The following is a 26,845-nucleotide window of genomic DNA, read 5'->3' on the forward strand; positions in this document are numbered from 1 at the left end:
CGCCGTCAACGCCATCGAGTGCTGAATGCAACCTGCACAACTTGGTGGCGCTGGCCGGGGAGGCGTTCGCGGAGGGTTAGCCGCGGATCAGCCGGGCGCCGGGCGGGACCTGATGGCGCAGCTCGCGGCAGTCGCCGGGAGGCGGCTGGTGACCGGCGGGGCGATCCGGGTACCAGATGCGGCACTCACCGGGCGGCGGTAGGTGACCCTCGGGCACCACCGAGTCATGGGAATCGTAGCGATAGCTCCCGCCGTAGCCCTCGGCGTAAACCGCACAGCCGCTCAGCAGCAGGCATAGCAGGGAGGCACTCCCCAACCAATGTAGGCGTCTCATCGTCTCCTCCTTGGAACTCATGGATATTGATCCCTGCGTATTGCTCGCATGATACAGGAGACAACCCTCGGGAGCTTGACATCACCGCCCCGCCGCCATAGCGTGGGAACCAGCGCCGATTTGAACCTCAGCTTGCGGGCGCTCTACAAATTCCGCTAAAGCGACGCCGGAGGCCCGCTTTAGCACACGCAAAGCGGGTTTTTTGTTGCCTGGCCCTCTCGGGGCGCCGCCGATTTAAGCACCAACTTGCGGGCGGCATACAAATGCAGCTAAAGCGGCGCACGGCTCCACTCCCCTGGGTCGGCGCTTGCCGAACCAAGCACCACAGGGGACCTGGAGACGACCATGACCTACCGCACCCGACCCATTCACGGCCAAGGCCCCACCGCCGCCTCCCGCGCTCGCCTCGCGGCGCTCGACCTGACCCAGGACGACATCGTGCGCCCGGAGCTGCGCAACGACGCCATCCTCTCCGGCCGCTCGTCCCCCTCTGGTGTACATCGCCAGGCCACGGCTCGTCCCGAGGCGCGGTGATCGGCGCGCGGAGCTACTGCGACCCGCCTCGCCTCACTTTCGGCATGGCGGGCAACGACGAGAACGAGAACCTGCCGGACCGCTGCGCCCCGGACGAGGCGTAACGCCGCGGCATCCAGCCGCTCGGCGACCCCAGGCCGTGGCTCGGGACGACATGAAACGGGCGGCTCGCATGAGCCGCCCGTCACCTCTATCGCCATGTCGACCGGTCAGGCCGCGTCGCGCTTCTCGAACCAGTCCTGGGTGCCGCCCTCGTAGTCGTACACCTGGGTGAAGCCGGCCTCCTCCAGCTTCCTGGCCGCCTTGGGAGAGGCGTCACAATCGAAGCTGGCGCAATAGACCACGACCTTGCGGTCCTTGCTGCCGACGACGTCGGCCACCTTGTCGACGAAAGCCTCGTCCTTGACGGGAATATTGATCGACGTGCGGATGTGCTGCTTGTCGAAGGCGTCCCGTGGCAGCACGTTGATGAGCACGAAATCCTCATGCTCGGTCTCGTTCATCACCTTGAGGTCGTCGCGAGTGATCGCTCTCATGCACACCTCCTCTGCCGTAGCGGATTCGGCGATTGCGGTGGGTGGCCAGCCCTCAGCGTAGAAAGCAAGCCATTATTTTTCAAAGGCTTATATAGCCTTCTACCCATTGTGACAGGCTACAGCCGGCCAGGTTCCTGGCCCGAGCCTGCCCGTTCCTGCATTCGCCGCGTCGGCCAATCCTGGGTAAGCGCCCGCTGATCACCGCTTGTCAGTGATCAGTCGGTGTGCTGCCAGTTCTGAGGCAGGAGTTCGTGGATCTGGCTGGCCTTCTGGGTCGGCAGTCGCTCCAGCACGTCCTTCAGGTAGGCGTAGGGTTCGTGGCCGTTCAGCTTGGCGCACTGAATCAGGCTCATGATGTTGGCGGCACGCTGTCCGCTGCGCAGTGACCCGGCGAACAGCCAGTTGCTGCGTCCCAATGCCCAGGGGCGAATCAGGTTCTCGACCCGGTTGTTGTCGATCGGCAGCCCGCCGTCATCCAGGTAGCGCGTCAGCGCCGCCCAGCGTTTCAGGCTGTAATCCAGTGCCTTGGCCGTCGCCGAGCCGTTTGGCACCTTCTCCCGATGAGCCAGCATCCAGCGGTACAGCGCGTCGGCGATGGGCCTCGCCTGGGTATTACGTAGCTGCTGGCGTTCTTCCGCCGTTAATGATTGGGCCTCGCGCTCCACCTGGTAGAGCTGGCCGATGAGCTCGATGGCCTGCTCGGCGATCTGGCTCTTGCCGGCCACGTGCAGGTCGACGAACTTGCGCCGGGCGTGGGCCATGCAGCCCACTTCGGTGACGCCGTTGGCAAAGCTCTGCTTGTAGCCGCCGTAGTCGTCGCAGATCAGCTTGCCCTGCCAGTCGCCGAGGAAGTCGCGGGCATGCTGGCCGCCGCGCCCTTCGCTGAAGTCGTAGACCACCGCCTTCAACCCGGCATAGGGCGTGGTGGCGTAGGCCCAGAGGTAGGCGCGATGGGTCTTCTTCTTGCCCGGGGCGAGCATCGGTACCGGGGTCTCGTCGGCATGCAGCGCTGGCTCGCTGAGCAGCAAGTCACGTAAGGCATCGATCAGCGGTTGGAGCCGCACCCCGCAGATGCCGACCCACTCGGCCAGGGTCGTGCGCGGGATCGGTACACCGGCCCGGGCGAAGATCTGCTCCTGGCGATAGAGCGGCAGATGATCGGCATACTTGGCGATCAGCACCTGGGCCAGCAGGCCGGCGGTGGGGATGCCCTTGTCGATGATCTGCGCCGGCATCGGCGCCTGGGTCAACGTCTCACACGGGTCGCAGACCCACTTGCCACGGATATGACGCTCGACGTGGAACACGCCCGGCGTGTAGTCGAGCTTCTCGCTGATCTCCTCGCCGATCCGTCGCCGCTGGCAGCCGCACGGGCAGTGCTCGCTCTCCGGGTCGTGGCGGATCTCGATGCGCAGCAGATCCTTGGGTAGCGGGGCGCGCTTGGGGGTCTTCTTCACCGCCGGTGCGGCGGGGGTGAGGTTCAGCGCCTCCAGCTCGGCCTCGATGGCGGCGATGTCGGCATCCACCGCCTCGTCCAGCAGGCTGATCTGCAGGACGTTGAGCTGTTCGCTGCGCTTGCCGAAGGCGTGACGCTTGAGCAACGCCAGTTCATAGGTCAGCTTCTGGTTGACCTGCTCGGTATGCCGCAGCGTTTTCTGGCTCTGCGCCAGTGCCTGTTCCTGCTGCTCGACCTGCGTCATCAGCGTTGCCGCCAGGTGGCGGAGCTGATCGGGGGAGAGCTGGGACAGATCGGGCGGCATGTTCATCCGGCGATTATGCCAGCTCTCCGGTGGGAGCGGGATTAGCGCATCAGCGAATAGCCTGGCCGTCGCGTCTGTGCCGTTCATGGAGGAGGTGTCAGACCACCGAGATCACGCCGCCGACGCCGAGACGCTGCCAGGGCAGGCCCTGGACCAGGGCGCTGGCCTGCTCGGCAGAGAGCTCGACCCGATTGCCGTGCCAGTTGCCGGCCCAATGGAACTTGCCTTGATTGAGCCGGCGCGCACAGAGCCAGACCCCCAGGCCATCGTGGATCAGCACTTTCATGCGATTGCCGCGCCGGTTGGCGAACAGATAGGCGCAGTGCGGCCGCGCGGTACCGAATACCTTCACCACCCGGGCCAGCGCCGTGTCGGGGCCGGCGCGCATGTCCAACGGCTCGGTGGCCAGCCAGATCTCGTCGATACGGATCACGACAGCAGATCCCGCAGCAGCGCCCGACAGCCCTGCGCATCGGACACCGGCCATTCGATGGTCACCGTGCCTTTGGGACTCGGCAGTGAAAGGCGAATACGTTCGGCTTCCCGATGCTGGCCCACCGCTGGTGTGGCGGTGCTTGCCATCGGCACTGGAACAAACGCCGGGGTATCACTTACCGGCGCCGACCGCCGAGCCTCACGGATCCACTTATGGACCAGATTGGCGTTCAGGGCATGTTCCAATGCGATGCCGGCCACTGAGGTACCGGGTTGTTGGCACGCTTCTACGATCCTGGCCTTGAACTCGGCTGTAAAGCGGCGACGCTTTCGAGGCGCCTCCCATACGCTTAACTCACTCATGGTAGGTGTCCACTAAGAAATAGGTGGACACCTACCGTCATCGAAGTCGGGGCTCAGCGGAAGGTGTGTTCACCGGCCGGATACAATCCTGGTGCACCGGGCTGCAGAGGGGATCGGTGCGGCGGGGCGGCCGCGGCCGTGGCGAAGCCCCCCCAGGGCGACACGTCGCCCCCGAGGAAGCGGGCGAGGAAGGCTGAAAGGGAACGTAAGGTATTGATTCGTGGTAGGACCAGCTGGACTCGAACCAGCGACCAAGGGATTATGAGCATTGCCTAATAGATATCTATGGGAGCCAAGCCTTTTTATTTCAGTGTCTTGCGCACCACTTCACCTGTCGTTGGTGGCCAATTAATGCCTTACTCATGGACACAATCTGGACATTTTCCCCGCGGATTTTGAAGGCGAGAGGAAGCATGCCAACGCATGCCTTTACCTAGTAAAAACAGAAAGTTGAAAGCGCCAAACTTGCCATTACCCACCCATCCTGGCCACCTCAGTTGACGCATTGTTTGTTGACACTTTCCGCTAAGGGATTATGAGCCATCTCTAATTAATTCTAGATATTGTCAACACGCAACGAATCAAACACTTACCCATCAAGAGCCATTCATTGCGTGCCATAAGGCACCATGTCCATAGACACCTTATGGTCACACAACCTTAGAATTTAGCCCACTTATATAAGGCATCGAGAATCAATAACACTCATTTATCTTATTTTCTAGCTCAAATTCACAATTCTTCTATACCTTTGCTCCAGCGCAGATCTTCCACCTTCCATGATGTCACAAACAGACTTTCTTACAGCTGCTTCCTGCAAGCTTCCCGAAGACTGGAGGTTTATTTGCCCTCCAGCTTCATGCAAACATATCACAAGTTCAGAATCACCATTAACAACTATGTTGGGGTTATGGGTAACCACTATAACTTGTCTACTCGACTTATTTTTCTTCACTTTCTTAACAACAAGATCATATATAAGCTTATTATCTAGATCGTCTTCTGGCTGATCAAGAACAAGAGGTTCTTCCCCGAAAGACAACAAAAAAGTTAAGACAGTAGCTGACCTTTGTCCAGCAGAGCCTTGAGCTATATCTTTAAATTTCCTCCCATCTACTGAGAATGACACTTTAAGCTCATCCTCAGGAAACCAGCAGTTCAAACTATCGATTTGCTCTGCAGTCAGATTGCATAAAAGGTCATGAAATCTCTTAGAAACCCCAGCACCACTTATCCCTTGGAGCTCCTGATTCAAAACCTCCCCTTTGAATTTATGAACCTCACTAAATGAGCTTTCCATTTGATCTATCAGCAGGCAGCCCATAAGTCGAGAATTTAGCGCCCACAAAATACCACCCTCACTTTCCTCATTATAAATATCTGAAGAGAAAGCACCATCTTTTCTTCCAATCACTTCTCTAAAGGAAGACTCTAGCATAGTCGTATCCAAAAGTGGATTTAACGACACTTTTATGCTCGAATCCCCTTGAAGATTATCATCAATGAACTTCAACCTCCTCTTTGTCAACTCCTTCCTTAACCCAATCAACCTTTGATAAGATGTTCCTATCTTCTCATTCAGCTCTTCATTTTCAACTTCTAGCGCTTTGATGTTGGCAAGTTCCCTTTGTGTCTCCTCACGCTTATTAACTAGATCCTGATATTCATTTAAGTCCTGAACCCCTTGCTCTTGGAGGGAGGCCACTAACGCTTGATAGTCACTAAACCCTTTCTCAATACTGGATTTCAGAGGGCTTGAGTCTGACCATTGCTTAAATTCGAAAGCTTTTCCTTCTGCATAACTTACCCATGACCTAATACTCTCAATAGCATTATCAATCTCAAGTGACAAGTTATTTGCTTTCTCTTGATACTCACTTCTCTCAGGATCATCGTTTAGATCGACCTTAGGGGCTGCCACATTCTCAACTTGCGCCTTTAAATAACCAACCAACCCCTCCACTTCATTTAAAAAAGAATCAACTTTCTTAGAATCTTTATTTGCTCTTTGAACTTGCTCCAATATCTTCTTGTGACCAGATGACTCAATGAACGATATTTTTCTATTTATATCTGATAACCTTCCTGAAAAAACACTCTTCTGCCCTATCCGAGAAAAGAATTCTCTTTGCCGAAGTCTTAGAGAAAAAAACTCACTGCGTTCTCTTGCAATCTCTCGCTCTAAATCCCCCTTCCTCACACTGTCACTTTCATCTATCAAAGTAAGAAGAGTATTAGGGCTTCTGGAAATATCAAATATTTGTTTTTGGCTAAATATTCTAATCGGGAAGCGCTCAGCAACATCTCCTTCTTCTTTATCCCAGTCTTGAGTCAGATCATCATATCTAAATATATCGATCTCATTATTCCTCCACGCAAGCTTGTAATACTGCCCTCCTTTTGTGTAATTAACTGAAATTGTTGTATCGTCTAAAAGGACACCACTTGCATCTTTACCTTTCGAAATTTGCGCAAACCTTGAAAACGCACTTTTTATCTCATTGCCGTCTTCAAGGGACATAATTTCAAAGGAGCGACCAGTGCCAATCCGTAAAAACTCCAACATTGAAGACTTACCACTCCCTCGACCTCCTATTATCGAATTCATCCATGGGTGGAAATTTATCACATGGGGCTTTGCTCTCCCACAATACTTACTGTTTTCAACAGTAACGCTAGAGATAAAGTTCTCTGGAATGTTATTCGGGTCTTCTGGATGCTCATCTCCTCTTAGAACAGACCCTTTCCCATCATGAAGTGAAAGCCTTAGTCCCTCTAAGGATGGCGATGACATCTTCACCCAAGTGTAACCTTCTCCTACCCGGTCAGGGGCATGGGAATCAGAACCCAGCACTTCTGAAAGCCCAGAGCCAAGCTCACGAAAACTTCTTATGGGATCATTATTAGGATCACGCTGACTGTCATTACGAATAACTTCTACGGCGTTTACATGCTGTATCGCTTGCGGCAGCGTGAACCCTTTTGCGACAACACATAATCCGGCAGCACAATCAATATGGGCAGGTATTACCACTCCATCCATCTCTTTAATGATCTGTGCAACCTGCTCTAGACTGCTAGACGCAACAGCGTCTGTAGACCCATGGTAATCAGGGTTAAACCTAACGCTCCCAAGAACACTAAAAATGTGTGACGAGTCTTTATCTGTGTCAAATATACCTAGAACGTGGATATTATTGTTGGCTGATATCTCCACGCCGGGAAACACAAAAATATTAAAACCTTCTTCCCGAAGTTTTTCGGCCTCTTCTTTTAAAGGGTCTACCCACTTCCCAGTGTTATGATCTGTTACAGCTACACATTCGACCCCTTTATTGACGAACTCCATAAGCCAATCTCTAGGGGTTATGCTACTCCTTAAAGCTTCATTACCTTTCCCGTAATCAAAAGATGCTGGTGTGTGCGTGTGGAAATCAAACTTCCACCATTTAGCCCCAACTACCTGCATAATGCCTCCTTCTCAAATTACCATGCAACTCAAACACATGTACCTATATTCTTTATTCTTAAAACTCAGAATACAGAATAATCGCAGAATAATCGGGTGCAGACCCTCATTGCTATGAGATGAAAATCACGTATCTGTTTGCACACCTCCCCCGGTCCTCCCTTCCAGTAGCTTCAGGATCAACAGCCCGAACTGCCTCCTCGTCTCCTCGTCCTCCAGCAGCGGCATGCTGAGCTTCTCGTGGTCGCTTAAGGAGTCGAGCACGATATCTGTTAGTCGCTTAGGAAACAGGCCATACATTACCTGGCCTGTACTGTGGCCGACGACTTGGGCCATTACTTCTCCATCTCGTTCGATACGGTCAGCAACATCATTGGCATATTTAAGTTTATAGTCGTCGGTCACCTCAGAACCGAAAATTTCATTCAGGCGCTCGATGATCTCGGCCAGGCGCTGCTTCTCGGGATCATGGGGCTTGCCTGAGCCCACCTCGCTGACCGGCGTGAGGCCGTAATCGCCCTCGGCTTCTTCCAGGCGCAGGCGCTTCTCCTCACGCTTGGTCAGGCGGTAATGGGTCAGCTCCAACTCGCTGACGTCGATGATCTCCTCCTCCAGCAGGCGGTCGGTGCGCAGCAGCGGATGGAGATGGCGGGCAAAGACGCACAGCTGCTCCAGCTCGGGGTCATCGAAGGTGACGATCTGGCTGAGGAACTCGTAGGTGCGCACGAAGCTCTGCAGGTTCTTGCGGAACAGGTCGAGCTCGTCGCGGGTGGTGCCGGCCTCCTTGAGCTCCTGCTCGGCACGCTTCAACCCCTTGTCGTCGCCATTCTGTTCGGCGGCCTGGCGGGCCTCCTTCCAGACCTGGAGCTGCTCCAGGGCCAGCTGGTAGCGCTGCTTGAAGCGGTCCTGGGCGGGACGGCAGTGGTAGCTGAGGCTGGAGGCCGGGGCCTTGGGATCGAAGAAGGCCTTGGCGAAGGCCGCCACCTCCGGCCAGTGGTAGATGCCGCTGGCGTCCAGGCCGCGCTGCAGGTCGTAGACGACATTGGGGTCGGAGACATCGGCCAGCTCGGCCTTGCGGTAGTAGGGCGCGAAGGCGTCGAGGATCGCCTGCTCGTCGTTGTAGAAGTCGAGGATGAAGGTCTGCTTGCCGGGGAACAGCCGGTTGAGCCGCGAGAGGGTCTGCACGCAGTCCACATCACGCAGCTTCTTGTCGACGTACATGGCGCAGAGCTTGGGCTGGTCGAAGCCGGTCTGGAACTTGTTGGCGGCGATCATCACGTTGTAGTCGTCGGTGTCGAACGCCTCGGCCAGATCGCGGCCCTTGAGCCCGGGGTTGAGCAACTGGCTGGTCTCGGTGACCTCCTCGGGGATCTCCTCATCGGGCGGCACGCTGCCGGAGAAGGCCACCATGGGGTGAACATCGGCGTAGCCCTGCGCCTCGATGTACCGCCGCATGGCCAGCTGGTAGCGCACCGCCTCCTGGCGGCTGGCGGTGACCACCATGGCCTTGGCCTGGCCGTCGAGCAGATGACGGACGTTGTCGCGGTAGTGCTCGACGATCACCTCCACCCGCTGGGCGATGTTGTAGGGGTGCAGCCGCACCCACTTGGCCAGGGTCCGCGAGGCCTTCTTGGAGTCCACCTCCTGGTCTTCGCCCTCGGGGTGGGCGAGCTTCCAGGCGGTGCCGTAGGTGACGTAATTGCGCAGCACATCGAGGATGAAACCCTCCTCGATGGCCTGGCGCATGGAGTAGAGATGGAACGGCTCGGGCTTGTTGTCCCGGCTTGCGGGCTGCTCCGGATCCGGCGGGCGGCCGAACAGCTCCAGGGTCTTGGCCTTGGGCGTGGCGGTGAAGGCGTAGTAGCTGATGCGCTCGCTGGGGCGCCGTGAGGCCACGGCGGCGTCCAGCATGGCCTCGGCGCTGATCTCGTCGCTATCGTCCTCTGAGGCCTCTCCGGCAGCCGCCAGCAGGGCCTTGAGCTTGCTGGCCGAGCTGCCGGTCTGGGAGGAGTGGGCCTCGTCGGCGATCACCGCGTAGTGGCCTTCGGCCAGCTGGGGGCGCTTGTCCAGGGCGTCGAACAGCGCCGGGAAGGTCTGGATGGTGACGATGATGATGCGGGTATTGCTGGCCAGGGCCTCGGCGAGCTGCTCCGACTTGCTCTGGCTGCCGATATCGCGGGTGATGGGCCGCACCACGCCGTGGGCGTGCTCGAACTGGTAGATGGTCTCCTGCAGCTGGCTGTCGAGCACCGTGCGGTCGGTGACCACGATCACCGAGTTGAACAGCTTGGTGCCGTCCTCGGCGTAGAGGTTGGCCAGCTGATGGGCGCACCAGGCAATGGAGTTGGATTTGCCGGAACCGGCGCTGTGCTGCACCAGGTAGCGCCGCCCCGGCCCCTCGGCCAGGGTGGCCTGCACCAGGCGGTTGACCACCTCCCACTGGTGATAGCGCGGGAAGATCAGCGTCTCCTTGGTGGTGCGACGGCCATGGAAGTCCTCGGTGGTCGTCTTCTCCAGGTGCAGGAAGCGGCCGAGGACCTTCAGCCAGGCGTCCGGGGCGAACACCTCTTCCCACAGGTAGGCGGTGGCGTAGCTGGCCTTGTCCGGTGCGGGCGGGTTGCCGGCGCCACCCTCCTCCGTGCCGCGGTTGAAGGGCAGGAAGTAGGTGTCCTTGCCAGCCAGCTTGGTGGTCATCGCCACCTCGGTCTGGCTCACCGCGAAGTGCACCAGTGCGCCGCGCTTGAAGGTCAACAGTGGCTCGGACTTGCGGGTGACGGGATCCTTGATCGGGCGGTCCTGGCGATACTGGCGCTTGGCGTTCTCCACCGTCTGCTTGAACTGGCTCTTCAGTTCCAGGGTCGCGGTGGGGATGCCGTTGACGAACAGCACCAGGTCGAGGCGGGGATTGTAGCTCTCGCCGCCCTGGCCCTTCTCGCGGGCATGGGGCGAGTAGGAAACCTCCGGTACCACCCGCAGGCGGTTGGCGCGATAGCGGGCCAGCGAGTCCGGGTTCATGCCGTGGTCGGGCTGGAAGCTGCACAGGTCGAACTTCACGCCCGGCACCTTGAAGCCGTGGCGCAGCACCTCCAGGGTGCCAGCGCGCTCCAGCTCGCGGACCACCTTCTGCACGAAAACCTGCTCCGGCGCCTGGGGATTGGCCTTGCAGAACTTCTCCCAGCGCTCGGGCCAAGCCTCGCGCACGTAGCCGAGCAGGTCCTCGGTGTAGAGCGCCGCGGCGCGGTCATAGCCGTCGGCCGTACCGGCCTTCCAGCCATGGGCCGTCATGGCCTCGATGATGTCCTGCTGGAAGCGGGCTTCCCTGCTGTCCGCCATATGATCCCCTGCGAATCAGTCTTTATTTTCCCTAGCCTACCCCGGCCTAGCAGGCGATACAAAAAGTAACCCCCCAAGGTGCGCTTCCATGAGAGGCGTGGGGGGTGTTGTTAACCGGGTGAACCGCTTTGGTTGCCATGATCGGCCTGACTGCCTATCATATGACTATGGATTGGGAATGCCCGATCGGCAAGGGGCCTCGGCGAATGCGTCGGGGCCTTTTGCTATCAGGGGTATACCTTCAACCCCCAGCCCCGAACCTGGCCGGTGCGGCTGCGCCGGAATTTGGCTTCTAGGATCTCGAAAGCGCGATTTGGTTGGTCCGGGTTCAGCAGGTGGCGACCTATGGGGCGTGCCACCATGTCGGCCAGCTGCAGGCCCGCCGAATTCACTTTCTTGCTGGCCATGACGATGTCCAAGGTATCTTCCAGTCCTTCCATCCGAGATCGGTCCTTGATACGGCGGAATTCTAGCTCAAGAGCCTGATCTTCTTGCAGCCCTCTCTGCTCAAATACAACATGAGTTAGCTGCCCGCGCTGCCCACGGCTTTTCAGCTCCATGAACACCCGCTCCAACCCAAATTCCATTGCAACATGATAAGGATTTCCATCCACCCCATGCCTCTTTGAAAAGGCTTCTTTCATTATACAGCTGGCCACCAAGGTAAACGGAGAGCTCTCTATAATAGCCGAAAGATCATTCATAAAATGATGCCTGACATTCGAATTAAGCAAGATATCAAATGGCTTTCTTGCCTTGCGTATCTCAGCCTCATGGAGAACGATCATGTCATGACCAAAATAACGAAACTTCAGCTCCTGCACCTTGGGCACAACTTGGGTGAGATAGTCTTGCTTATGAATAATGCAAAAGGCAAGCACGAACACTGGAAAATCAGGGTTGATGTTCCTTAGACCATGATCCCCGCTTTCATCCACATAGACAATATACTCTCCAAAATCACCCATCCCTGCGCTCCCGCCCTTCTTATTCGCTTACTTCGTTTACCGCAATACTGACTTGCTGATCCTGCCACTCACTGTAAGTCTGACCACTTCCCTCGACCTTCCAGTCCTTACGACCGTTTGCCGCTCGACCTGCTACCATGGCCGCAGCCGGACTGGGGCTGCCAAAGGCGTAGTCCGTGGCAAAGCGACGATTCCCGTCCCCGTTGTCGACAAGAATGTCCTCATCACAGAGTTGCTTGAACAGGGTTCGGTAGTTGTGCTTGTGATCCGTCCACTCGAATCGCGCCTGGGAGCCTTCCAGCACGACGAACTCGCCATCGACTTCTTGCGCAAGGGCAGTGATGTTGTCTCGCTTGATTTCCATGCGAAAACGGGGCGCCGTGCTGAGACTGGCTTTCACACTCGCCTTCTCAGGCTGGCTCGGCCGGTGTGTCTCTCTCAAGAAACCGAAGCCCAGCACGGGCAATACCGTGCGGATCTGCTCGACGAAGAACGCCATATCGGCGCGGTCAGACTCGGGCAGGTTGATGTACTCGTGGGCGGTGCCGTTGATCAGCTTGCAGCGGCCGACATGGCCGGCGTTCTGGATCAGCAGGCTCTCCAGGTACTTCACGTGGGCCTTGGTGAGATTCTGGTCCTTGCTGGTGACCAGGCAGACCTTCTCCCAGAAGTCCTTGCCGCCCTTGTCCTCCGGACGATTATGTTGCTTGAGGCGGGTGCTGACGTCGTCGCTCTCGCCGATATAGACCAGCGGGCGCAGGCTGTTGTCAGGGTCCGGGCCGACCAGGAAGTAGATCCCGGTACGCCCGCACTCAGGGCGCTGGACCAGCTCGCTGAGCTTGCTGCGTGGCCCGGTGAGCACGTGGCCGGTCCAGTTCATGATCTCGGCGGTCAGCAAGCCATTGGGGGTACCGTCCACCAGAAAGAGCCGGATGCTGCGGCCTTGCGTCATACCATCTCCGTTTGTGTGCTGTCAGCGGTGACCGATGAGCCTGCAGGCGGCTGCCAGCCACGCACGTCGATCTTGCCGGTGACGGCGGCGGAAATCAGCGCAGAACGGCGTTCACTGAGAAGTTTAAGTGCCTCTTCGCTTGCCTGAACAAGCTGATTTATGTCACCAAGTTCCTTGGAAACATAATCAGCAATCTCCTGTTGCTCAGTGGCAGGCGGGAGAGGTAGTAGCCAGCTTCTAATATGAGATTGAGACACTTTGGCCATTGACATGCTTGATCCACGAGCATCAGCTGCTATTTGTGAGCGTCCAAAGTCGCTTATTAGAAACCAGCAGACGAATCTGGTTTTGGCCGATTCTCTGAGGGTTAAGCGATAAACTAGGTCAGATAGTATCAAGCGAGATTGGTGTCGTTTTTTTGCAATACAGGCGTCACCAACCAGCTCTGGTGTATTAGCGCGTGTAACCAAAAGATCGCCATTTTTAATCTCTAGAGAAGGGTCAGGGTCAGCCCCAGGAAGGAGAGCTTTATTTTCGTCTTCCTTAAAGCTGCCTTTTTTAATTGAGCTTAGTTTAACCACCCCCCACTCATTAGGCGCGGCAGGAGTGTTTGAGGCATTTGGACTCCAGCCTTGCTCAATCGCTTCAAGGGTACGAGATAAAGGCAGGATCTTCCAATGCGCTGGCACTTCCCCCAGCCACTCCATCCCGGAGTCCGTCATCGGCACATCGGGATCCAGCCCCTTGGTCACGGCATGGGAAATCACAGCCTGGCGCTTCTCCTCGAGGAGTTCGATCAGTCGCTGCTGCTCTTCCACCAAGGCGTCGATGCGGGCGGTTTCGTGGTCTAGGAAGGCAGAGAGCTGGGCTTGCTCGGTAGTTCCTGGCATCGGGACCTTAATGTTTTTCAAGTCACCCCAACCAATGGAAGATCGATGCGCCAGAATTCCTTGACCGAAAGACTGGGCCAGTTTCTGGAATTCTTTGTTCTCAAATATTCTTAGCGCATAACGTGGAAGAACCTTCTCCTCCACAGGTCGCAGGACAATATAAACAGGACTACACACCCCCTTGAGTCCAGAAAGGCCATACGAACCAATACCATAGTTCATACTATTGATGACTAGGTCACCAATATCTACTTTTTTGCATTTTGAGAGGTCGTCTGGCTTTTTATTTCCGACATCACCTTTTTCTGCATATGGGATAACACCAACATTAGACATTAGCGATAAATAATTTTCCTCATCACCACTAGCGTTCTTTGAAGTCCTTTCTTCAACGAAAGCTCTTACTGGCGTCACCTCCCAATGCGCCGGCACCTCGCCCAACCACTCGACGCCGGAGTCCTTGTATTCGGGGTATTTCGGGAAGCTCATGCCCTCACTCCTTCCCTTGCATTTGCCATCAACTCTCGATGGGAGGATTCGACAAGCCAACCACCGGACACAAAAAACCCGCCAAAGTGTGCTTCAGGGAGAGGCATGGCGGGTGTGTCGACCACCATGCTGGAGTGACGTAGACTGACCGTCAACACCCGCCCTAAATGGCTATAGCTCCTCATGCCGACAGCTCCTCGATCATCTGCTTGATCCGATCTGTGCAGGCCTTGAGGTCGGCGTCGATCTCCTCCAGCGGGCGCGGCGGCGTGAACTGGTAGAAGTGCCGGTTGAAGGGGATCTCGAAGCCCACGATACCGATACGACCATCCAGCGGGTCGCGCTTGTCCTCGTCAATCCAGGCGTCGGGGACGTGGGGCTTCACCTCGCGCTCGAAGTAGTCGAACACCGACTCGTCCAGCGGCACGTTCTCGTTATCGCGCAGGCCGGTGTCGGGCTCGGGATTGCCCTTCTTGTCCAGGCAGATGTCCGCCTCGGGGTCGCGCTCGGAGAGGGCGTTGAGAATGGCCTTCTGCACCGGGGCGCCGACCTTCAGCCCTGCCGCCTTGATCGCGGCCTTTAGCGCCTTGGTGAAGGCGTCGCGGTTGGTCCAGAGCTGCTCCGGGTCCAGAGTGGCGCAGGCGGCCTTGATTGCCTCGCGCTCGGCCTCCTCGAGCTTCTGGATGGGCTTCTCGTCATCGAGCTTGGCCAGGCGCTCTGGGCTGGCCTGGAAGTTGAGGCGCAGCGGGCGCTCCACGGTGATGCGGCGGTAGCCGAAGGCCTCCACCGGGAAGCGCTTGCTCTCCTCGCTCTCCTGGAAGGCGCCGTAGAGGCGCACGATCTCCTCGATGTCGCGGTCGGCGACGAACTGGCGCTTGCTGCCCAGCGACTTGCGCATCTTGGAGGCACGGCCGGTGGCGTTGATCAGCTGCACCTGGCCGCGGCGCTCGGCGGGCTTGTGGTTGGAGAGGATCCACACGTAAGTGGCGATGCCGGTGTTGTAGAACAGGTCGGTGGGCAGGCCGACGATGGCCTCCACCAGGTCGTGCTGCAGCAGGTAGCGGCGGATCTCCGACTCGCCGCTGCCGGCGCCGCCGGTAAACAGCGGCGAGCCGTTGAGGATGATGCCGATGCGCGAGCCGCCGTCCTGGCGGGAGCGCATCTTGCTCACCAGGTGCATCAGGAACAGCAGCGAGCCGTCGGAGACCCGCGGCAGGCCGGGGCCGAAGCGGCCCTCGTAGCCCTTCTGCTTGTGCTCGTCGGTGATCGGCTTCTGGACCTTCTTCCACTCCACCCCGAACGGCGGATTGGAGAGCATGAAGTCGAAGCGCTCGGCGGGGAGCTGGTCGTCGGAGAGGGTGTTGCCGAGCTTCACCTGGTCCACGCCCTGGCCCTTGATCAGCATGTCGGCCTTGCAGATGGCATAGGACTCGGGGTTGAGCTCCTGGCCGTGCAGCGAGACGGTGACGTCGCGGCTGACCTGTTGGATGTACTCGTCACTCTCGGAGAGGAAGCCGCCGGTGCCCGCGGTGGGGTCGTAGACGGTGACGATGCCGTGGGGGCGCAGCTTGTCGTCCTGGCCGGTGAGCACCAGCGAGGTGGTCAGGTGGACGATGTCGCGCGGGGTGAAGTGCTCCCCCGCCGTCTCGTTGGAGCTCTCGGCGAACTTGCGGATCAGCTCCTCGAACACCAGGCCCATGCCGTAATTGGTCAGCCGCTGCGGGCTCATGTCGATGGCGGCGAAGCGCTGCACCACCTGGTAGAGCAGGTTGCTGGCCCCGAGCTGCTGGACGAAGCCCTCGAACTCGAAGTGCTCGAAGATCTCCCGGGCGTCCTGGCTGAACGACTGCACGTAGCTCATCAGGTCGTCGGCGGTCTGGGTGTCGGAGAGCGTGCCCAGGGTCAGCGGCGAGGCGTTAAAGAAGGGCTGCTCCACCGCACGTAGCAGCAGCTTCTCGCGCACCGCCTCGGGCTTGGCCTGGTGGGTCTGGGCTTCGCGGAGCACCTCGGCCTTGGTCGGCTCCAGCACGCACTCCAGGCGCCGCAGCAGGGTGAAGGGCAGGATGATGCGGCCGTACTGGGACTGCTTGAAATCGCCGCGCAGCAGATCCGCCACGGACCAGATGAAGGCCGCCAGCTGAGAGTGACTCTCCGTGTTCACGATGCTTCCCCGCGTTCTTGGTACTGATGGTGATGGATGGCGCCCATCATACACAGCGAGGGAGCGGCCACGAAGGGCGTAGAACGCGCCGGGTCAGTGCTCTCCCTGCGGCGGCTCGTCGGTGAGCTGGCGATAGGGTGAATCTGGCGCGTCTTCCCCTATCAGCACGGGCCTGCCATCCCGCCATACCACGGCGTAGTGGCCAAGACGACGCTTGCGTTCGAGGGTCTCGGTAGCGGTAGCACGCAGGCAGTCCAGCAGTTCCTGGGTATCCGGGGAAAGCTGAGTCATGGACTCACCTCCTTGATCAGTACTTCAAACAACGAATGGTTTAAAACCATTCGACTAGCCCCTTGCTGCTCGAATACGGGTTCAGGTGTATCCCCGTCATTCATGAAACAGCGCGTCCGACTGACAAGCGGCGCATATAAATTCAGTAAATTATGTAGGCTTCGTGGGAAACCCCATTAGGACCGGCAACGATCCAGCAAGTAGCTGCATGTTCTTTAAGGGTCATCACCATGTCCTTGTGACACCTGCCCTCACAGGTGCCTTGATCGCTGACTCCTGACGAATGCTAGGTCATGGAAGAACAATGATGCAGCGATCTATCGATTGCCATGAGTGGTGGGCCCAGCTGGACTCGAACCAGCGACCAAGGGATTATGAGTCCCCTGCTCTAACCAACTGAGCTATAGGCCCTTTCAGAGGAAGGTGCGCCGAGGCGCCGCAGTATGATAGCGAATGGCGACGGTCGAGGCCATAGCCGGCGAGCCATTCCGGGGCGATCCACCCGGGCAGGGCACTTCCGTCCGCCGGTGCGGTCTCCCTTAGGTCCATGCCTTGCGGAGCCCGACCGGTGACCCTGCGCCTCCTTTTCCTCAACGCCTTGCTTGCCGCCCTGCTGCTCGCCCCGCCGGCCCTAACCGGCTGGGAGCTGGACCCGGAGCGCTCGCGGGTGTCGGTCAGGGTGGTGGAGGAACGCCTGGAGCGCCTCGCCGTGGGCGAGTCGCTGGTGGAGACGCTGCGGCTGCGGGTGCAGTCCGGCAACAAGATGCGGGAGGAGCCGCTGGCGGTGCGCTTCACCAAGGAGGCCACGGGCCGGGTGAGGATCGCCAACGCCGAGCGGGTGGCACTCGACGGTCAGGCGCTGATGGCCGACCCCACCCTGCGTTCGGTGCTCCTGCTGCTCGGCTACGAGCGGATCGGCGACGAGGTGCCGGTCAGCCTCGACGCCCTGCTGATCCGCCGCTGATGGGGCCAGGCCTGCACGGCGCGGCCGCTTGCTACACTTCAATGGTGCGAACACTCCGACCGCGGGGCACCTGGCTCAACACAGGGAGTCCAGAGATGAGGCTGGGACCCTACGCCTGGCCGGAAGGAGGACTCCTGATGAACCCAGTGAATGAGAGTATCCAGCGACACTACACGACCCCCAGGCTCGACGATCACATCCTCGCGGCACTCGAAAAGACGGGTAAGGACATCACCCGCCTGATCCCCGAAGACCTGGCCCCAGTCGACGAATTCCATATCCGCGGGCGTGAAGCCACGCTCGAGTTGGCCAATGCGGCGGGGCTGGATGCCACGCAGTCCGTGCTCGATGTGGGCAGCGGCCTGGGCGGCACCTCGCGCTGCCTGGCGGAACGGTTCGGGTGCCGCGTCCTTGGCATCGACCTCACTGATGAATACTGCCGAGTGGCCGAGGAACTCACCAAGCGAACCGGGCTATCGGAACGGGTCGGCTACCGTCAGGGGGATGCGCTGGACCTGCCCTTTGCCGATGCCAGCTTCGATGTGGTGTGGTCCGAGCACGCAGCGATGAATATTCCTGACAAGGCTCGCCTCTACAGCGAAATGTTCCGGGTACTCAAGCCCGGCGGCACCCTGGCGCTCCATGACATCCTGATGGGTTCCTCGGCGTCGGTCGTGTATCCGGTTCCTTGGGCGCGCACCCCTGATATCAGCTTTCTGGTGGCCCCCGATGAGTTGCGTCGGATTCTCGACGAAGCCGGTTTCCGGATCACCGACTGGTCAGACACCACGGAGGCCGCACTGGCCTGGTTTACCGCACTCGCGGAAAAGTTGCGCCAGCAAGGCCCCCCGCCACTCGGCTACCATCTGCTGATGGGAGCGGACTTCCCGGCCATGGTTCAGAACCAGCGGCAGAATCTCGAGGAGGGGCGGATCGCCCTGATCCAGGTCATCGCGACGAAGGAGTAGCGACTCCACGGCCGACGAGCCGATCTCGGCGCCCTGCCGATCCGCCACTGACAGGCGCGATCCGCAGGGCTCTCCCCCGTGGCCAGGGATTATGAGTCCCCTGCCGCAGGCTGCCCGCCCGCCGCCGACCACCTCGTGCGGGAGATATGCGGCCTCAGCCCAGCGCCGTGCCTTCCACCAGCGCCCCGGTCTGCACCCGCCACTGGGCGGCGTAGCGGCCGTCGGCCTCGAGCAGCGTCTCGTGGGTGCCGCGCTCCGCCACCCGGCCCCCCTCGATCACCACGATCTCGTCGGCATGCACGATGGTGGAGAGGCGGTGGGCGATCATGATCACGGTGCGGCCGTGGCCGATCTTGCGCAGCGAGCGCTGGATGGCGGCCTCGGTCTCGTTGTCCACGGCGCTGGTGGCCTCGTCGAGCACCAGGATCGGCGGGTCCTTGAGCAGCGCCCGGGCCAGCGAGAGGCGCTGGCGCTGGCCGCCGGAGAGGCGCACGCCGCGCTCGCCCACCGGGGTGTCGAGCCCCCGGGGCAGCGCCTGGATGAATTCCCAGGCTTCCGCCGTCCTGGCGGCCTCCACCACCTCCGCCTCACTCGCCTCCGGCCTGCCGTAGGCGATGTTGTCGCGCACCGAGCCCTCGAACAGGTAGACGTCCTGGCTGACCAGGCCGATCGCGCCGCGCAGCGAGGCGAGGCTCACGCTATCGATGGGCTGGCCGTCGATGCACACCCGCCCGGCGCTGGGGTCGTAGAAGCGCAGCAGCAGCTTGACCAGGGTCGACTTGCCGGAGCCGGTGGCGCCCACCAGGGCCAGGGTATTCCCGGCGGGCACGTGCAGGCTCACGCCCGCCACGCCCACCTCGCTCGCCGCATAGCGGAAGCTCACCGATTCGAAGCTCACCTCGCCGCGCACCGGGGCGGCGAGCGGCGTGTCGTGGTTGTCGCGCACGGTGATCGGCTCCGCCAGCAGGTCGAGGATACGCCGGGTACTGGCCATGGCGCGCTCGAAGAGGTCGATCACCTCGGCGAGCCCCGTCAGCGGCCAGAGCAGCCGCTGGGTGAGGAACACCAGCACCCCGTAGGCACCGACGTTGAGCTCGCCGCGCAGGGCGAGCATGCCGCCCACGGTGAAGGTGGCCAGGAAGCCGGCGAGGATCGCCATGCGGATCACCGGGATGAAGGCCGAACTCACCTGGATGGCCCGGCGGTTGGCCTCCACGTAGGCCTCGCTGACCTGGCGCAGCCGCTCGGCCTCGCGGGCCTCGCTGGTGAAGCTCTTGATGGTGGCGATGCCGGCCAGGTTGTTGGCCAGCCGGCTGGCCAGGTCGCCCACCTTCTCGCGCACGTCGGCGTAGAGCGGGCCGGCCTTGCGCTGGAAGTAGAAGGCGCCCCAGATGATCAGCGGGATGGGCGTGAAGGCGAGCAGCGCGATCAGCGGCGAGATGACGAAGAACACCGCGCCCACCGCCACCACGGTGACGCCCACCTGTATCAGGGCGTTGGCGCCGCCGTCGAGGAAGCGCTCGAGCTGGTTGACGTCGTCGTTCATGGTGGCCACCAGCTGCCCCGAGCTCTTCGACTCGAAGTAGGCCATGTCGAGGCGCTGGGCGTGCTCGTAGGTGTCCAGGCGCAGGTCGGCCTGCAGCCGCTGGGCGAGGTTGCGCCACAGGATCTGGTAGAGGTACTCGAACAGCGACTCCCCCGCCCAGATGAAGAAGGTCAACACCGCCAGGATCATGATCTGCTCCTGGGCCGACTCGAAGCCGACCCGGGCGACGAAGCTCTCTTCCTGGTTGACCACCACGTCGATGGCCACGCCGATGAGGATCTCCGGGGCGATGTCGAAGAGCTTGTTGATGATCGAGCAGGCGCTGGCGGCGATGATGCGCCGCCGATAGCCGCGGGCGTAGCGCAGCAGGCGCACCAGCGCCTGGAAGCTGTTGTGGGAAGCGTTGGACGTCATGGGGATTCCTTGTCTCTGGCCCGCGCAGCATACCCGACTCGCGCCCTGCCCCTCCATGGCTCCCGGGACGAAGCCTGAGGCATTACGGGTGGCGGCACCGCTCGGGGCCGATCCGGCGGCCCCCGCAACGGCCCGCGGCCAGGCTAAGGCGTTGGGGGCAGCCGGCGCAGGTCGGTAAGCAGCGGCGCACCGGTGGCCGGGTCGTGGAGCAGGGTGCAGGCCACTCCGTAGAGCTCGCGCACCAGCGCCTCGGTGACCACCTCGGCCGGCGCGCCCTGGGCGACGATGCCGCCGTCGCGCATGGCCACCAGGTGGTCGGCGTAGGGGCCACCGGTACGCAGCGGCCTCTGCGGTGGCGGGTTACTGCCGGGGCTCAGGCCCCCTTGCGCATGGCGTCCAGGCTCCAGGGGCCGGGGCCGGCGAACACCAGATAGAGGAACACGAAGCAGTAGAGGATGGCGGCGTCGCCGCCGTTGTTGACGGGGTAGAGGCTCTGCGGGGCGTGGGCGAGCCAGTAGGCGAAAGCCATGGTGCCCGAGGCCAGGAAGGCCGCGGCCCGGGTCTGGAAGCCGATCAGCAGCAGTATCCCGCAGATGAGCTCGATGACCCCGGCCATCCCCGACATCGAGAACAGCTCCACGACCCGGTCGGAGGGCGGGAAGCCGAGATGCTTCTGGGTACCGTGCAGCATGAAGATGAAGCCCGAGACGATGCGCAGCACGCTGAGCAGGCGTGGCGCCCATTCCTTCTGGAGTGCCTGGGTGTCCATGGAAGATCTCCTTATCGGGGGACGGTAGAAGGAAGGGTGGCCCGATCCGCGGACCAGGGCAAGGCCGACGAGGCAGGTGCGGCACCGTCACCATGAACAAGACTCGCCCGCCATGCCAATCGGCTGATCCCCACCGAGGCGGGGCTGCTGTTCCACGCCTACTGTCGCGAGATGCTGGCCCTGGCCGACCGCAGCCGCGAGGCCCTGACCGAGCTCGCCGAGGAGATCAGCGGCCGCATCACCCTGGAGGTGCACTGCGCCCTGGCGCGCCACGGCACCCCCCGGCACCCGCATGAGCTGGCTCGCCGTGCCTGGATCGACCTGCTGGACACCGCCCGGGAGGGGCTGACGCCGCGCCGCATCGGCACCCTGCTCGACTTCCTACGCCAGGCGGTCCCCGCAGCGTGGCAGCCACACGCCACGGTGGCCTGAGCCCGCCCCCTTGCCAGGCATCACGCCGATTCACGACAATACCCCGTCTTGCCTGCCAAGGATGACCCTATGTTCGCCGAACTCTTCGCCGTGATGGCGCCGGTGCTGGCCGGCGCCGGCCTGGGCTTCACCTGGGTCCGTTCGGGCCAGCCCTATCCGGTGGAGTTCGTCACCCGCCTGGTCTTCAACATCGGCACGCCGGCCCTGGTGATCGCCTCGCTCTCCGGCGCCGAGATCGACGCCGGCAGCTTCGGTCGCACCATGCTGGCCACCGCCCTGGTGCTCACCCTGATGGCCGGCCTGGCCTTCCTGCTGGCCCGGCTGCTCAGGCGCGACTGGCGGGTGCTGCTGGCCCCCACCATGTACCCCAACACCGGCAACATGGGCCTGCCGGTGGTGCTCTACGCCTTTGGCAACGCCGGCTTCGTCTACGGCATCACGGTGATGGTGACCGTGTCGCTGTTCCAGTTCACGGTGGGCTCGGTGATGGCCAGCCGCAGCGGCCGACCGCTGCGCACCCTGCTGCGCACGCCCACCGTCTACGCCATCCTGATCGCCCTGGGCCTGCTGCTCACCGACACCGAGCTGCCGCTGTGGCTGGCCAACAGCGTCGACCTGATCTCCGGCTTCACGGTGCCGCTGATGCTGATCACCCTGGGGGTGTCGCTGGCCAGCATCAAGGTCAAGAACCTGCGCTCGGGCATCGGCTTCAGCCTGCTGCGCATCCCGGTGGCCGCCGGCGTGGCCTGGGGCATCGGCTACCTGCTGGGGCTGCCGCCACTGGGCCACGGCATCCTGGTGCTGCAGATGAGCATGCCGGTGGCGGTGTTCAACTACCTGTTCGCCCAGAAGGCCCGCCGCGAACCGGAATACGTGGCCAGCCTGGTGTTCTGCTCGACCCTGCTGTCGCTGTTCTACCTGCCGCTGCTGCTCGCCTGGCAGATGTGAACGGGGAACCCCTCGGCGCCGAGCCGGTCGCTATGCAGGTGTAGATGGCGCCCGCTGGCGGGCGCCGCCCATGTTCATGGAGGGGACGACGCATGCGCACCATTGCCCGGCGATTCACCACCCTGCTGCTGGCCGGCGGCCTGGCCACCGGCCAGGCATCGGCCGCCGAGACGCTCGTCGAGCGGCTCACCACCGACCACCACGACCTGCGCCTCGAGCGCCTCGCCTCGGGGCTCGAGCACCCCTGGTCGCTGGCCCGGCTGCCCGACGGCGACTTCCTGGTCAGCGAGCGCCCGGGCCGCCTGGCGCGGGTCACCCCGGACGGCGAGGTCACCCGCCTCTCCGGCGTGCCCGAGGTCCGCACCAGCGGCCAGGGCGGGCTGCTGGACCTGGCCCTGCATCCCGACTTCGGCGAGGACGGGGGCGAGCACGACTGGCTCTACTTCACCTGGAGCCAGCCCGGCGAGGGCGGCGGCGCCTCCACCCTCTCCCGCGCCCGGCTCGACGGCGACGCCCTCGTCGATGTCGAGACCCTGTTCGTCCAGGACCGCTTCACCGGCCCCTCCCACCACTACGGCTCGCGGCTGGCCTGGCTGCCCGATGGCACCCTGCTGATGACCATCGGCGACCGCGGCGACTCGGATCGCGCCCAGGACGGCGGCACCCACGCCGGCAGCGTGCTGCGCCTGACCGAGGAGGGCCGCGTGCCCGACGACAACCCCTTCGTCGACGACGACGCGGTGCTCGACGAGCTGTTCACCATGGGCAACCGCAACCCCCAGGGGCTCACCGTGGCGGCGGACGGCACCGCCTGGTCCACCGAACACGGCCCGCGCACCGGCGACGAGCTCAACCGCCTCGAGGCCGGCGTCAACTACGGCTGGCCCGAGGTCAGCCGCGGCAACGACTACACGACCAATGAGCCCATCGGCCGCGACAGCGCGCCGGGCATGCGCGACCCGCTGCACGTCTTCGCGGGCCGCTTCGCGCCCTCGGGGCTTGCCGAGGTCGACGGCGACGCCTTCCCCGCCTGGGAAGGCGACCTGCTGGCCGGCGGCCTGGCCAGCGAGAAGCTGGTGCGCCTGGCCCTGGAGGGCGACCGGGTCGTGGAGCACGAGCTGATCCTCGAGGGCCAGATCGGCCGCATCCGCGACGTGCGCCAGGGCCGCGACGGCGCCCTCTACCTGCTCAGCGACCACGACGACGGCGGCCTCTTCCGGCTGGTGCCGGCCGACTGATCCCCGGGGCGACGCCCCCAGACCCCGACCCACCGTCCCGCCTCCCCTGCCGGGGGCGGGCGCCCTGACGGAAGCCGCGATGCGACTGCGCAACCTGATCATCCTCACGGTCATCGTGCCGCTGTTCCTGGTGCTGGTGGTGTTCAGCCTGGTGGCGATCACCTCCCTGGAGGATAACGTGCGCTCCAAGCTGGAGACCGAGGTGCAGATCATCACCCGCACCGTCGGCACCTCCCTGGGCTACGCGGTGGCCCGCGACTCCCCCGAGTCGCTGGAGGCCTCGCTGCAGTCGGCCTTCTCCTTCCACCGCATCTACGGCGCCTACGTCTTCGACCGCCACGGCGAGGAGATCTATGGCCTGGGGCTCGGCGAGGCGCTGTTCTCGCCGGAGGACATCCGCGAGGTGGTGGCCGAAGGCGAGCTCAGGGCCGACTACCGGGAGCACGACGACTGGAACTACTACTCGGCGCTGATGCCGCTGACCACCCCCGACGGCGAGGTGCGCGGCGTGCTGCAGGTCAACCGCCTCAACACCGGCATCGAGAACTACACCGGCTACATCAGCCTGGTGGCCGGCCTGGTCTTCGTGATCGGTGCGGCGGCCATCGTGCTGGGCATCTGGTGGGGGTTCCGGCGGCATATCGAGCGGCCGCTCAACCGCCTGCTCGAGGTGATGGCGCGGGTCGAGGCCGGCGACCGCAGCCAGCGCGCCGCGGTGCGCGGCCCCCAGGAGCATCGTCGCCTGGCCACCGCCCTCAACGGCATGCTCGATGCCATGGCCGAGAAGGACGCCGACATCGAGGCGCGCCGCCTCAACGAGATCGCCCTGGAGAAGCGGCTGCGCAAGTCGCGCAAGCTCGCCGAGCTGGGGGTGCTGGCCGCCGGGGTGGCCCACGAGATCGGCGCCCCGCTCACCGTGATCAATGGCCAGGCCCAGCGCCTGGCGCGCCGCGAAGCGATCGGCGACGACGAGCGCGCCCGCCTCAAGCGCATCCGCGACGAGGTGAACCGCATCGTCGAGATCGTGCGCCAGCTGATGGAGCTGGGCCGGCGCCACAGCGTCGAGAAGGAGTGGGTCGCCCTGGACGAGACCGTCGCCGCGGCCCGGGAACTGGTCGAGGAGGCCCTGGAGGAGGGCGGCATCCGCCTGGAGGTCGACCTCCCCGAGCCGCCGCCGCGCCTGCTGGCCAGCGGCCAGCAGCTCATCCAGGTGCTCACCAACCTGCTGCACAACGCCGCCCAGGCGGAGGGGGTCGAGCGCATCGGCCTGAGCGCCCGCGTCGCGGACGAGCGGCTGCGACTCTGGGTGGAGGACGACGGCGCCGGCATCGCCGAGGCCGACCGGAGCCGGGTCTTCGACCCCTTCTTCACCACCAAGCCGGTGGGCCAGGGCAGCGGCCTGGGGCTGTCCATGGTCCACCGCATCGTCAACGACCACGGCGGCACCATCGGGGTCTGCGACGGCGCCCTCGGCGGTGCCGCCTTCGAGATCGTCCTGCCACTGGACGACGGCCTGGACGCGGACGCCCCGACCACCCCCCACGAACCGCGAGGAAGCCAACCGTGACCCAAACGGACGCCCCCAGCCCCATCCTGATCGTCGAGGACGACCCGGCCATCCTCGAGCTGCTCGCCGAGGAGCTCGAGGAGGCCGGCTACGCCACCCTGGGTGTGGGCAGCGCCGAGGAGGCCATCGCCACCCTCAGCCACAGCCGGGTGGCGATGGTGATCAGCGACGTGCGCCTGCCCGGCATGAACGGCATGCAACTGCTGGAGCGGCTGCGCGACGAGGACGATCCGCTGGGTTTCATCGTCATCACCGCCTTCGGCACCATCGACCAGGCCGTGGAGGCGCTGAAGCTCGGCGCCGACGACTTCCTGACCAAGCCGCTGGACCTGGAGGCCGTCCGCGAGGCGGTCTATCGGGTGCTGGAGCACCGCCGCCTGGCCGAACGCTTCCGGCGCCACGCCCCGCCGCGCCACTTCCACGGCCTGATCGGCGAGAGCGAGGCGATGCAGGCGCTGTTCCACGACGCCGCCCGCCTGGCCAGCCGCGATGCGCCCCTGCTGGTGCTCGGCGAGAGCGGTACCGGCAAGGAGCTGCTGGCCCGGGCCGTGCATGCCGAGAGCCCGCGGGCCGATGGCCCCTTCGTGGCGATCAACTGCGCCAGCATCCCCGCCGAGCTGATGGAGAGCGAGTTCTTCGGCCATGTGAAGGGGGCCTTCACCGGGGCCAGCGATCACCGCCAGGGGCTGTTCCAGGCCGCCCGCGGCGGCAGCCTGTTCCTCGACGAGATCGGCGAGATGTCGCCGGACCTCCAGGCCAAGCTGCTGCGTGCCCTCCAGGAGAAGACCATCCGCCCGGTGGGGGCCGAGCGCGAGGAGCCGGTGGACGTGCGCATCATCGCCGCCACCCACCGCGACCTGGAACGGGCCATCGAGACCAGCGCCTTCCGCAGCGACCTCTTCTACCGCCTGGAGACCTTCTCGCTGCGCATACCGCCGCTGCGCGAGCGCGAGGGCGACCTGGAGCCGCTGATCACCGCCCTGATCGACAAGCATGCCGAGGCCCAGGGGGTCGACATCCGCGGCATCGAACCGGCCGCCCTGGAGGCGCTGCTCGCCTACCCCTACCCAGGCAACGTGCGCGAGCTGGAGAATGCCATCATGCGGGCGGTGACCCTGGCCGACGCCGGCGAGATCCGCCACGCCGACCTGCCCGAGCGACTCCGCGAGCAGGCCGCCGAACGGCGTCGCGACGGCGCCGCGGCGGGCGGCCTGGTCGCCGCGGCCCAGGGCCAGGCCTGGCCCAGCCTAGAGGAGGTGGAGCGGCGCTACATCCGCAAGGTGCTGGATGCCACCGGCGGCAACAAGCGTCGCACCGCGGACATCCTGGGCATCGCCCGGCGCACCCTCTACCGGCGGCTGGAAGAGGAGTGAGCGTCGGCGCCCGGCGGGCGGCATGAAAAGGCCCCCGCCGGGGCGGGGGCGAAGGGGCGTCGCGGGGACGCCTCGAGGGGAACATCATAAAGACCCTACCCGCCCGGCTCA

The 26,845-nt window shown here is 62.5% G+C and carries 22 protein-coding genes, 1 tRNA gene and 1 pseudogene; 8 read left to right on the plus strand and 16 right to left on the minus strand.

Annotation, left to right across the window (positions count from 1 at the left end; all coding sequences use genetic code 11):
• Window positions 1–76 precede the first annotated feature (76 nt).
• A complete protein-coding gene (locus QWY80_RS17640; protein WP_290234529.1) occupies window positions 77–334 on the minus strand; it encodes a hypothetical protein in 258 nt (85 codons plus the stop codon).
• A 345-nt stretch (window positions 335–679) separates the two neighbouring features.
• Here QWY80_RS17640 and QWY80_RS17645 point away from each other — a divergent pair, with 345 nt between their 5' ends.
• Entirely contained in the window at window positions 680–868 is a 189-nt protein-coding gene (locus QWY80_RS17645; RefSeq protein WP_290234531.1) for a hypothetical protein, read from the plus strand.
• Window positions 869–1,077: 209 nt separating this feature from the next.
• On the opposite strand, the gene QWY80_RS17650 is transcribed toward QWY80_RS17645, so the two are convergent.
• The 12 genes from QWY80_RS17650 to QWY80_RS17705 all read right to left on the minus strand — a co-directional run bounded on the left by QWY80_RS17650 (window position 1,078) and on the right by QWY80_RS17705 (window position 16,926).
• A complete protein-coding gene (locus QWY80_RS17650) occupies window positions 1,078–1,404 on the minus strand; it encodes a rhodanese-like domain-containing protein (protein WP_290234535.1) in 327 nt (108 codons plus the stop codon).
• Window positions 1,405–1,619: 215 nt separating this feature from the next.
• Window positions 1,620–3,170, minus strand: a complete 1,551-nt coding sequence (gene tnpC / locus QWY80_RS17655) for an IS66 family transposase (protein WP_290234539.1) — start codon at window positions 3,168–3,170, stop codon at window positions 1,620–1,622.
• Between the two features lie 91 nt (window positions 3,171–3,261).
• Window positions 3,262–3,597, minus strand: coding sequence for an IS66 family insertion sequence element accessory protein TnpB (gene tnpB, locus QWY80_RS17660; protein WP_290234541.1), 336 nt, complete (start codon window positions 3,595–3,597; stop codon window positions 3,262–3,264).
• Entirely contained in the window at window positions 3,594–3,962 is a 369-nt protein-coding gene (gene tnpA / locus QWY80_RS17665; protein WP_290234544.1) for an IS66-like element accessory protein TnpA, read from the minus strand. Before tnpA ends, tnpB begins: the two co-directional genes overlap by 4 nt.
• 721 nt (window positions 3,963–4,683) lie before the next feature.
• Window positions 4,684–7,431: a TrlF family AAA-like ATPase gene (locus QWY80_RS17670; protein ID WP_290234547.1), complete on the minus strand. Its 2,748-nt coding sequence runs from the start codon at window positions 7,429–7,431 to the stop codon at window positions 4,684–4,686.
• Between the two features lie 126 nt (window positions 7,432–7,557).
• Window positions 7,558–10,764 carry a type I restriction endonuclease subunit R gene (locus QWY80_RS17675; protein ID WP_290234550.1) on the minus strand — a complete coding sequence of 1,069 codons (3,207 nt, stop codon included), beginning with the start codon at window positions 10,762–10,764 and terminating at the stop codon, window positions 7,558–7,560.
• A 227-nt stretch (window positions 10,765–10,991) separates the two neighbouring features.
• Window positions 10,992–11,732 carry a DUF3800 domain-containing protein gene (locus QWY80_RS17680; RefSeq protein WP_290234553.1) on the minus strand — a complete coding sequence of 247 codons (741 nt, stop codon included), beginning with the start codon at window positions 11,730–11,732 and terminating at the stop codon, window positions 10,992–10,994.
• A gap of 19 nt (window positions 11,733–11,751) precedes the next feature.
• The gene (locus tag QWY80_RS17685; protein ID WP_290234556.1) at window positions 11,752–12,684 is read right to left on the minus strand and encodes a GIY-YIG nuclease family protein; all 933 of its coding nucleotides are present in this window, start codon (window positions 12,682–12,684) and stop codon (window positions 11,752–11,754) included.
• Window positions 12,681–14,063: a restriction endonuclease subunit S gene (locus tag QWY80_RS17690; RefSeq protein WP_290234559.1), complete on the minus strand. Its 1,383-nt coding sequence runs from the start codon at window positions 14,061–14,063 to the stop codon at window positions 12,681–12,683. The genes QWY80_RS17685 and QWY80_RS17690 overlap by 4 nt, the downstream gene beginning before the upstream one ends.
• A 181-nt stretch (window positions 14,064–14,244) precedes the next feature.
• The gene (locus QWY80_RS17695) at window positions 14,245–16,224 is read right to left on the minus strand and encodes a type I restriction-modification system subunit M (protein ID WP_290234560.1); all 1,980 of its coding nucleotides are present in this window, start codon (window positions 16,222–16,224) and stop codon (window positions 14,245–14,247) included.
• 93 nt (window positions 16,225–16,317) lie between these two features.
• On the minus strand, window positions 16,318–16,515 hold the full coding sequence (locus tag QWY80_RS17700; RefSeq protein WP_290234562.1) for a hypothetical protein: 198 nt from the start codon (window positions 16,513–16,515) through the stop codon (window positions 16,318–16,320).
• 334 nt (window positions 16,516–16,849) lie between these two features.
• Window positions 16,850–16,926, minus strand: a tRNA-Ile gene (locus tag QWY80_RS17705).
• Between the two features lie 157 nt (window positions 16,927–17,083).
• Here QWY80_RS17705 and QWY80_RS17710 point away from each other — a divergent pair.
• Complete coding sequence (locus QWY80_RS17710) at window positions 17,084–17,479, plus strand: hypothetical protein (protein ID WP_290234564.1); 396 nt, start codon at window positions 17,084–17,086, stop codon at window positions 17,477–17,479.
• Between the two features lie 137 nt (window positions 17,480–17,616).
• Window positions 17,617–18,447: a class I SAM-dependent methyltransferase gene (locus QWY80_RS17715; RefSeq protein WP_290234566.1), complete on the plus strand. Its 831-nt coding sequence runs from the start codon at window positions 17,617–17,619 to the stop codon at window positions 18,445–18,447.
• Window positions 18,448–18,601: 154 nt separating this feature from the next.
• Here the strand turns inward: QWY80_RS17715 and QWY80_RS17720 are convergent, their stop codons facing one another.
• From QWY80_RS17720 to QWY80_RS17730, 3 genes and pseudogenes are all read right to left on the minus strand, one after another.
• Window positions 18,602–20,407, minus strand: a complete 1,806-nt coding sequence (locus QWY80_RS17720; protein ID WP_290234568.1) for an ABC transporter ATP-binding protein — start codon at window positions 20,405–20,407, stop codon at window positions 18,602–18,604.
• A 143-nt stretch (window positions 20,408–20,550) separates the two neighbouring features.
• Window positions 20,551–20,730: pseudogene (locus QWY80_RS17725) on the minus strand (cobalamin/Fe(3+)-siderophore ABC transporter ATP-binding protein); the annotation flags it as partial.
• 50 nt (window positions 20,731–20,780) lie between these two features.
• On the minus strand, window positions 20,781–21,176 hold the full coding sequence (locus QWY80_RS17730) for a DoxX family protein (RefSeq protein ID WP_290234570.1): 396 nt from the start codon (window positions 21,174–21,176) through the stop codon (window positions 20,781–20,783).
• Between the two features lie 171 nt (window positions 21,177–21,347).
• On the opposite strand from QWY80_RS17730, the gene QWY80_RS17735 reads away from it, so the two are divergent.
• The 5 genes from QWY80_RS17735 (at window position 21,348) to QWY80_RS17755 (ending at window position 26,734) form a co-directional block, all read left to right on the plus strand.
• Window positions 21,348–21,608 carry a hypothetical protein gene (locus tag QWY80_RS17735; RefSeq protein WP_435389379.1) on the plus strand — a complete coding sequence of 87 codons (261 nt, stop codon included), beginning with the start codon at window positions 21,348–21,350 and terminating at the stop codon, window positions 21,606–21,608.
• A gap of 69 nt (window positions 21,609–21,677) precedes the next feature.
• Window positions 21,678–22,556, plus strand: coding sequence for an AEC family transporter (locus tag QWY80_RS17740; RefSeq protein WP_290234572.1), 879 nt, complete (start codon window positions 21,678–21,680; stop codon window positions 22,554–22,556).
• Window positions 22,557–22,648: 92 nt separating this feature from the next.
• Window positions 22,649–23,794, plus strand: coding sequence for a PQQ-dependent sugar dehydrogenase (locus QWY80_RS17745; RefSeq protein WP_290234574.1), 1,146 nt, complete (start codon window positions 22,649–22,651; stop codon window positions 23,792–23,794).
• A 79-nt stretch (window positions 23,795–23,873) separates the two neighbouring features.
• Window positions 23,874–25,361 carry a sensor histidine kinase gene (locus QWY80_RS17750; protein ID WP_290234576.1) on the plus strand — a complete coding sequence of 496 codons (1,488 nt, stop codon included), beginning with the start codon at window positions 23,874–23,876 and terminating at the stop codon, window positions 25,359–25,361.
• The gene (locus tag QWY80_RS17755; RefSeq protein ID WP_290234578.1) at window positions 25,358–26,734 is read left to right on the plus strand and encodes a sigma-54-dependent transcriptional regulator; all 1,377 of its coding nucleotides are present in this window, start codon (window positions 25,358–25,360) and stop codon (window positions 26,732–26,734) included. The genes QWY80_RS17750 and QWY80_RS17755 overlap by 4 nt, the downstream gene beginning before the upstream one ends.
• Window positions 26,735–26,845 lie beyond the last annotated feature (111 nt).

Origin of the sequence: Halomonas ramblicola (genome assembly GCF_030409215.1) — a bacterium.
Taxonomy (GTDB): domain Bacteria; phylum Pseudomonadota; class Gammaproteobacteria; order Pseudomonadales; family Halomonadaceae; genus Halomonas; species Halomonas ramblicola.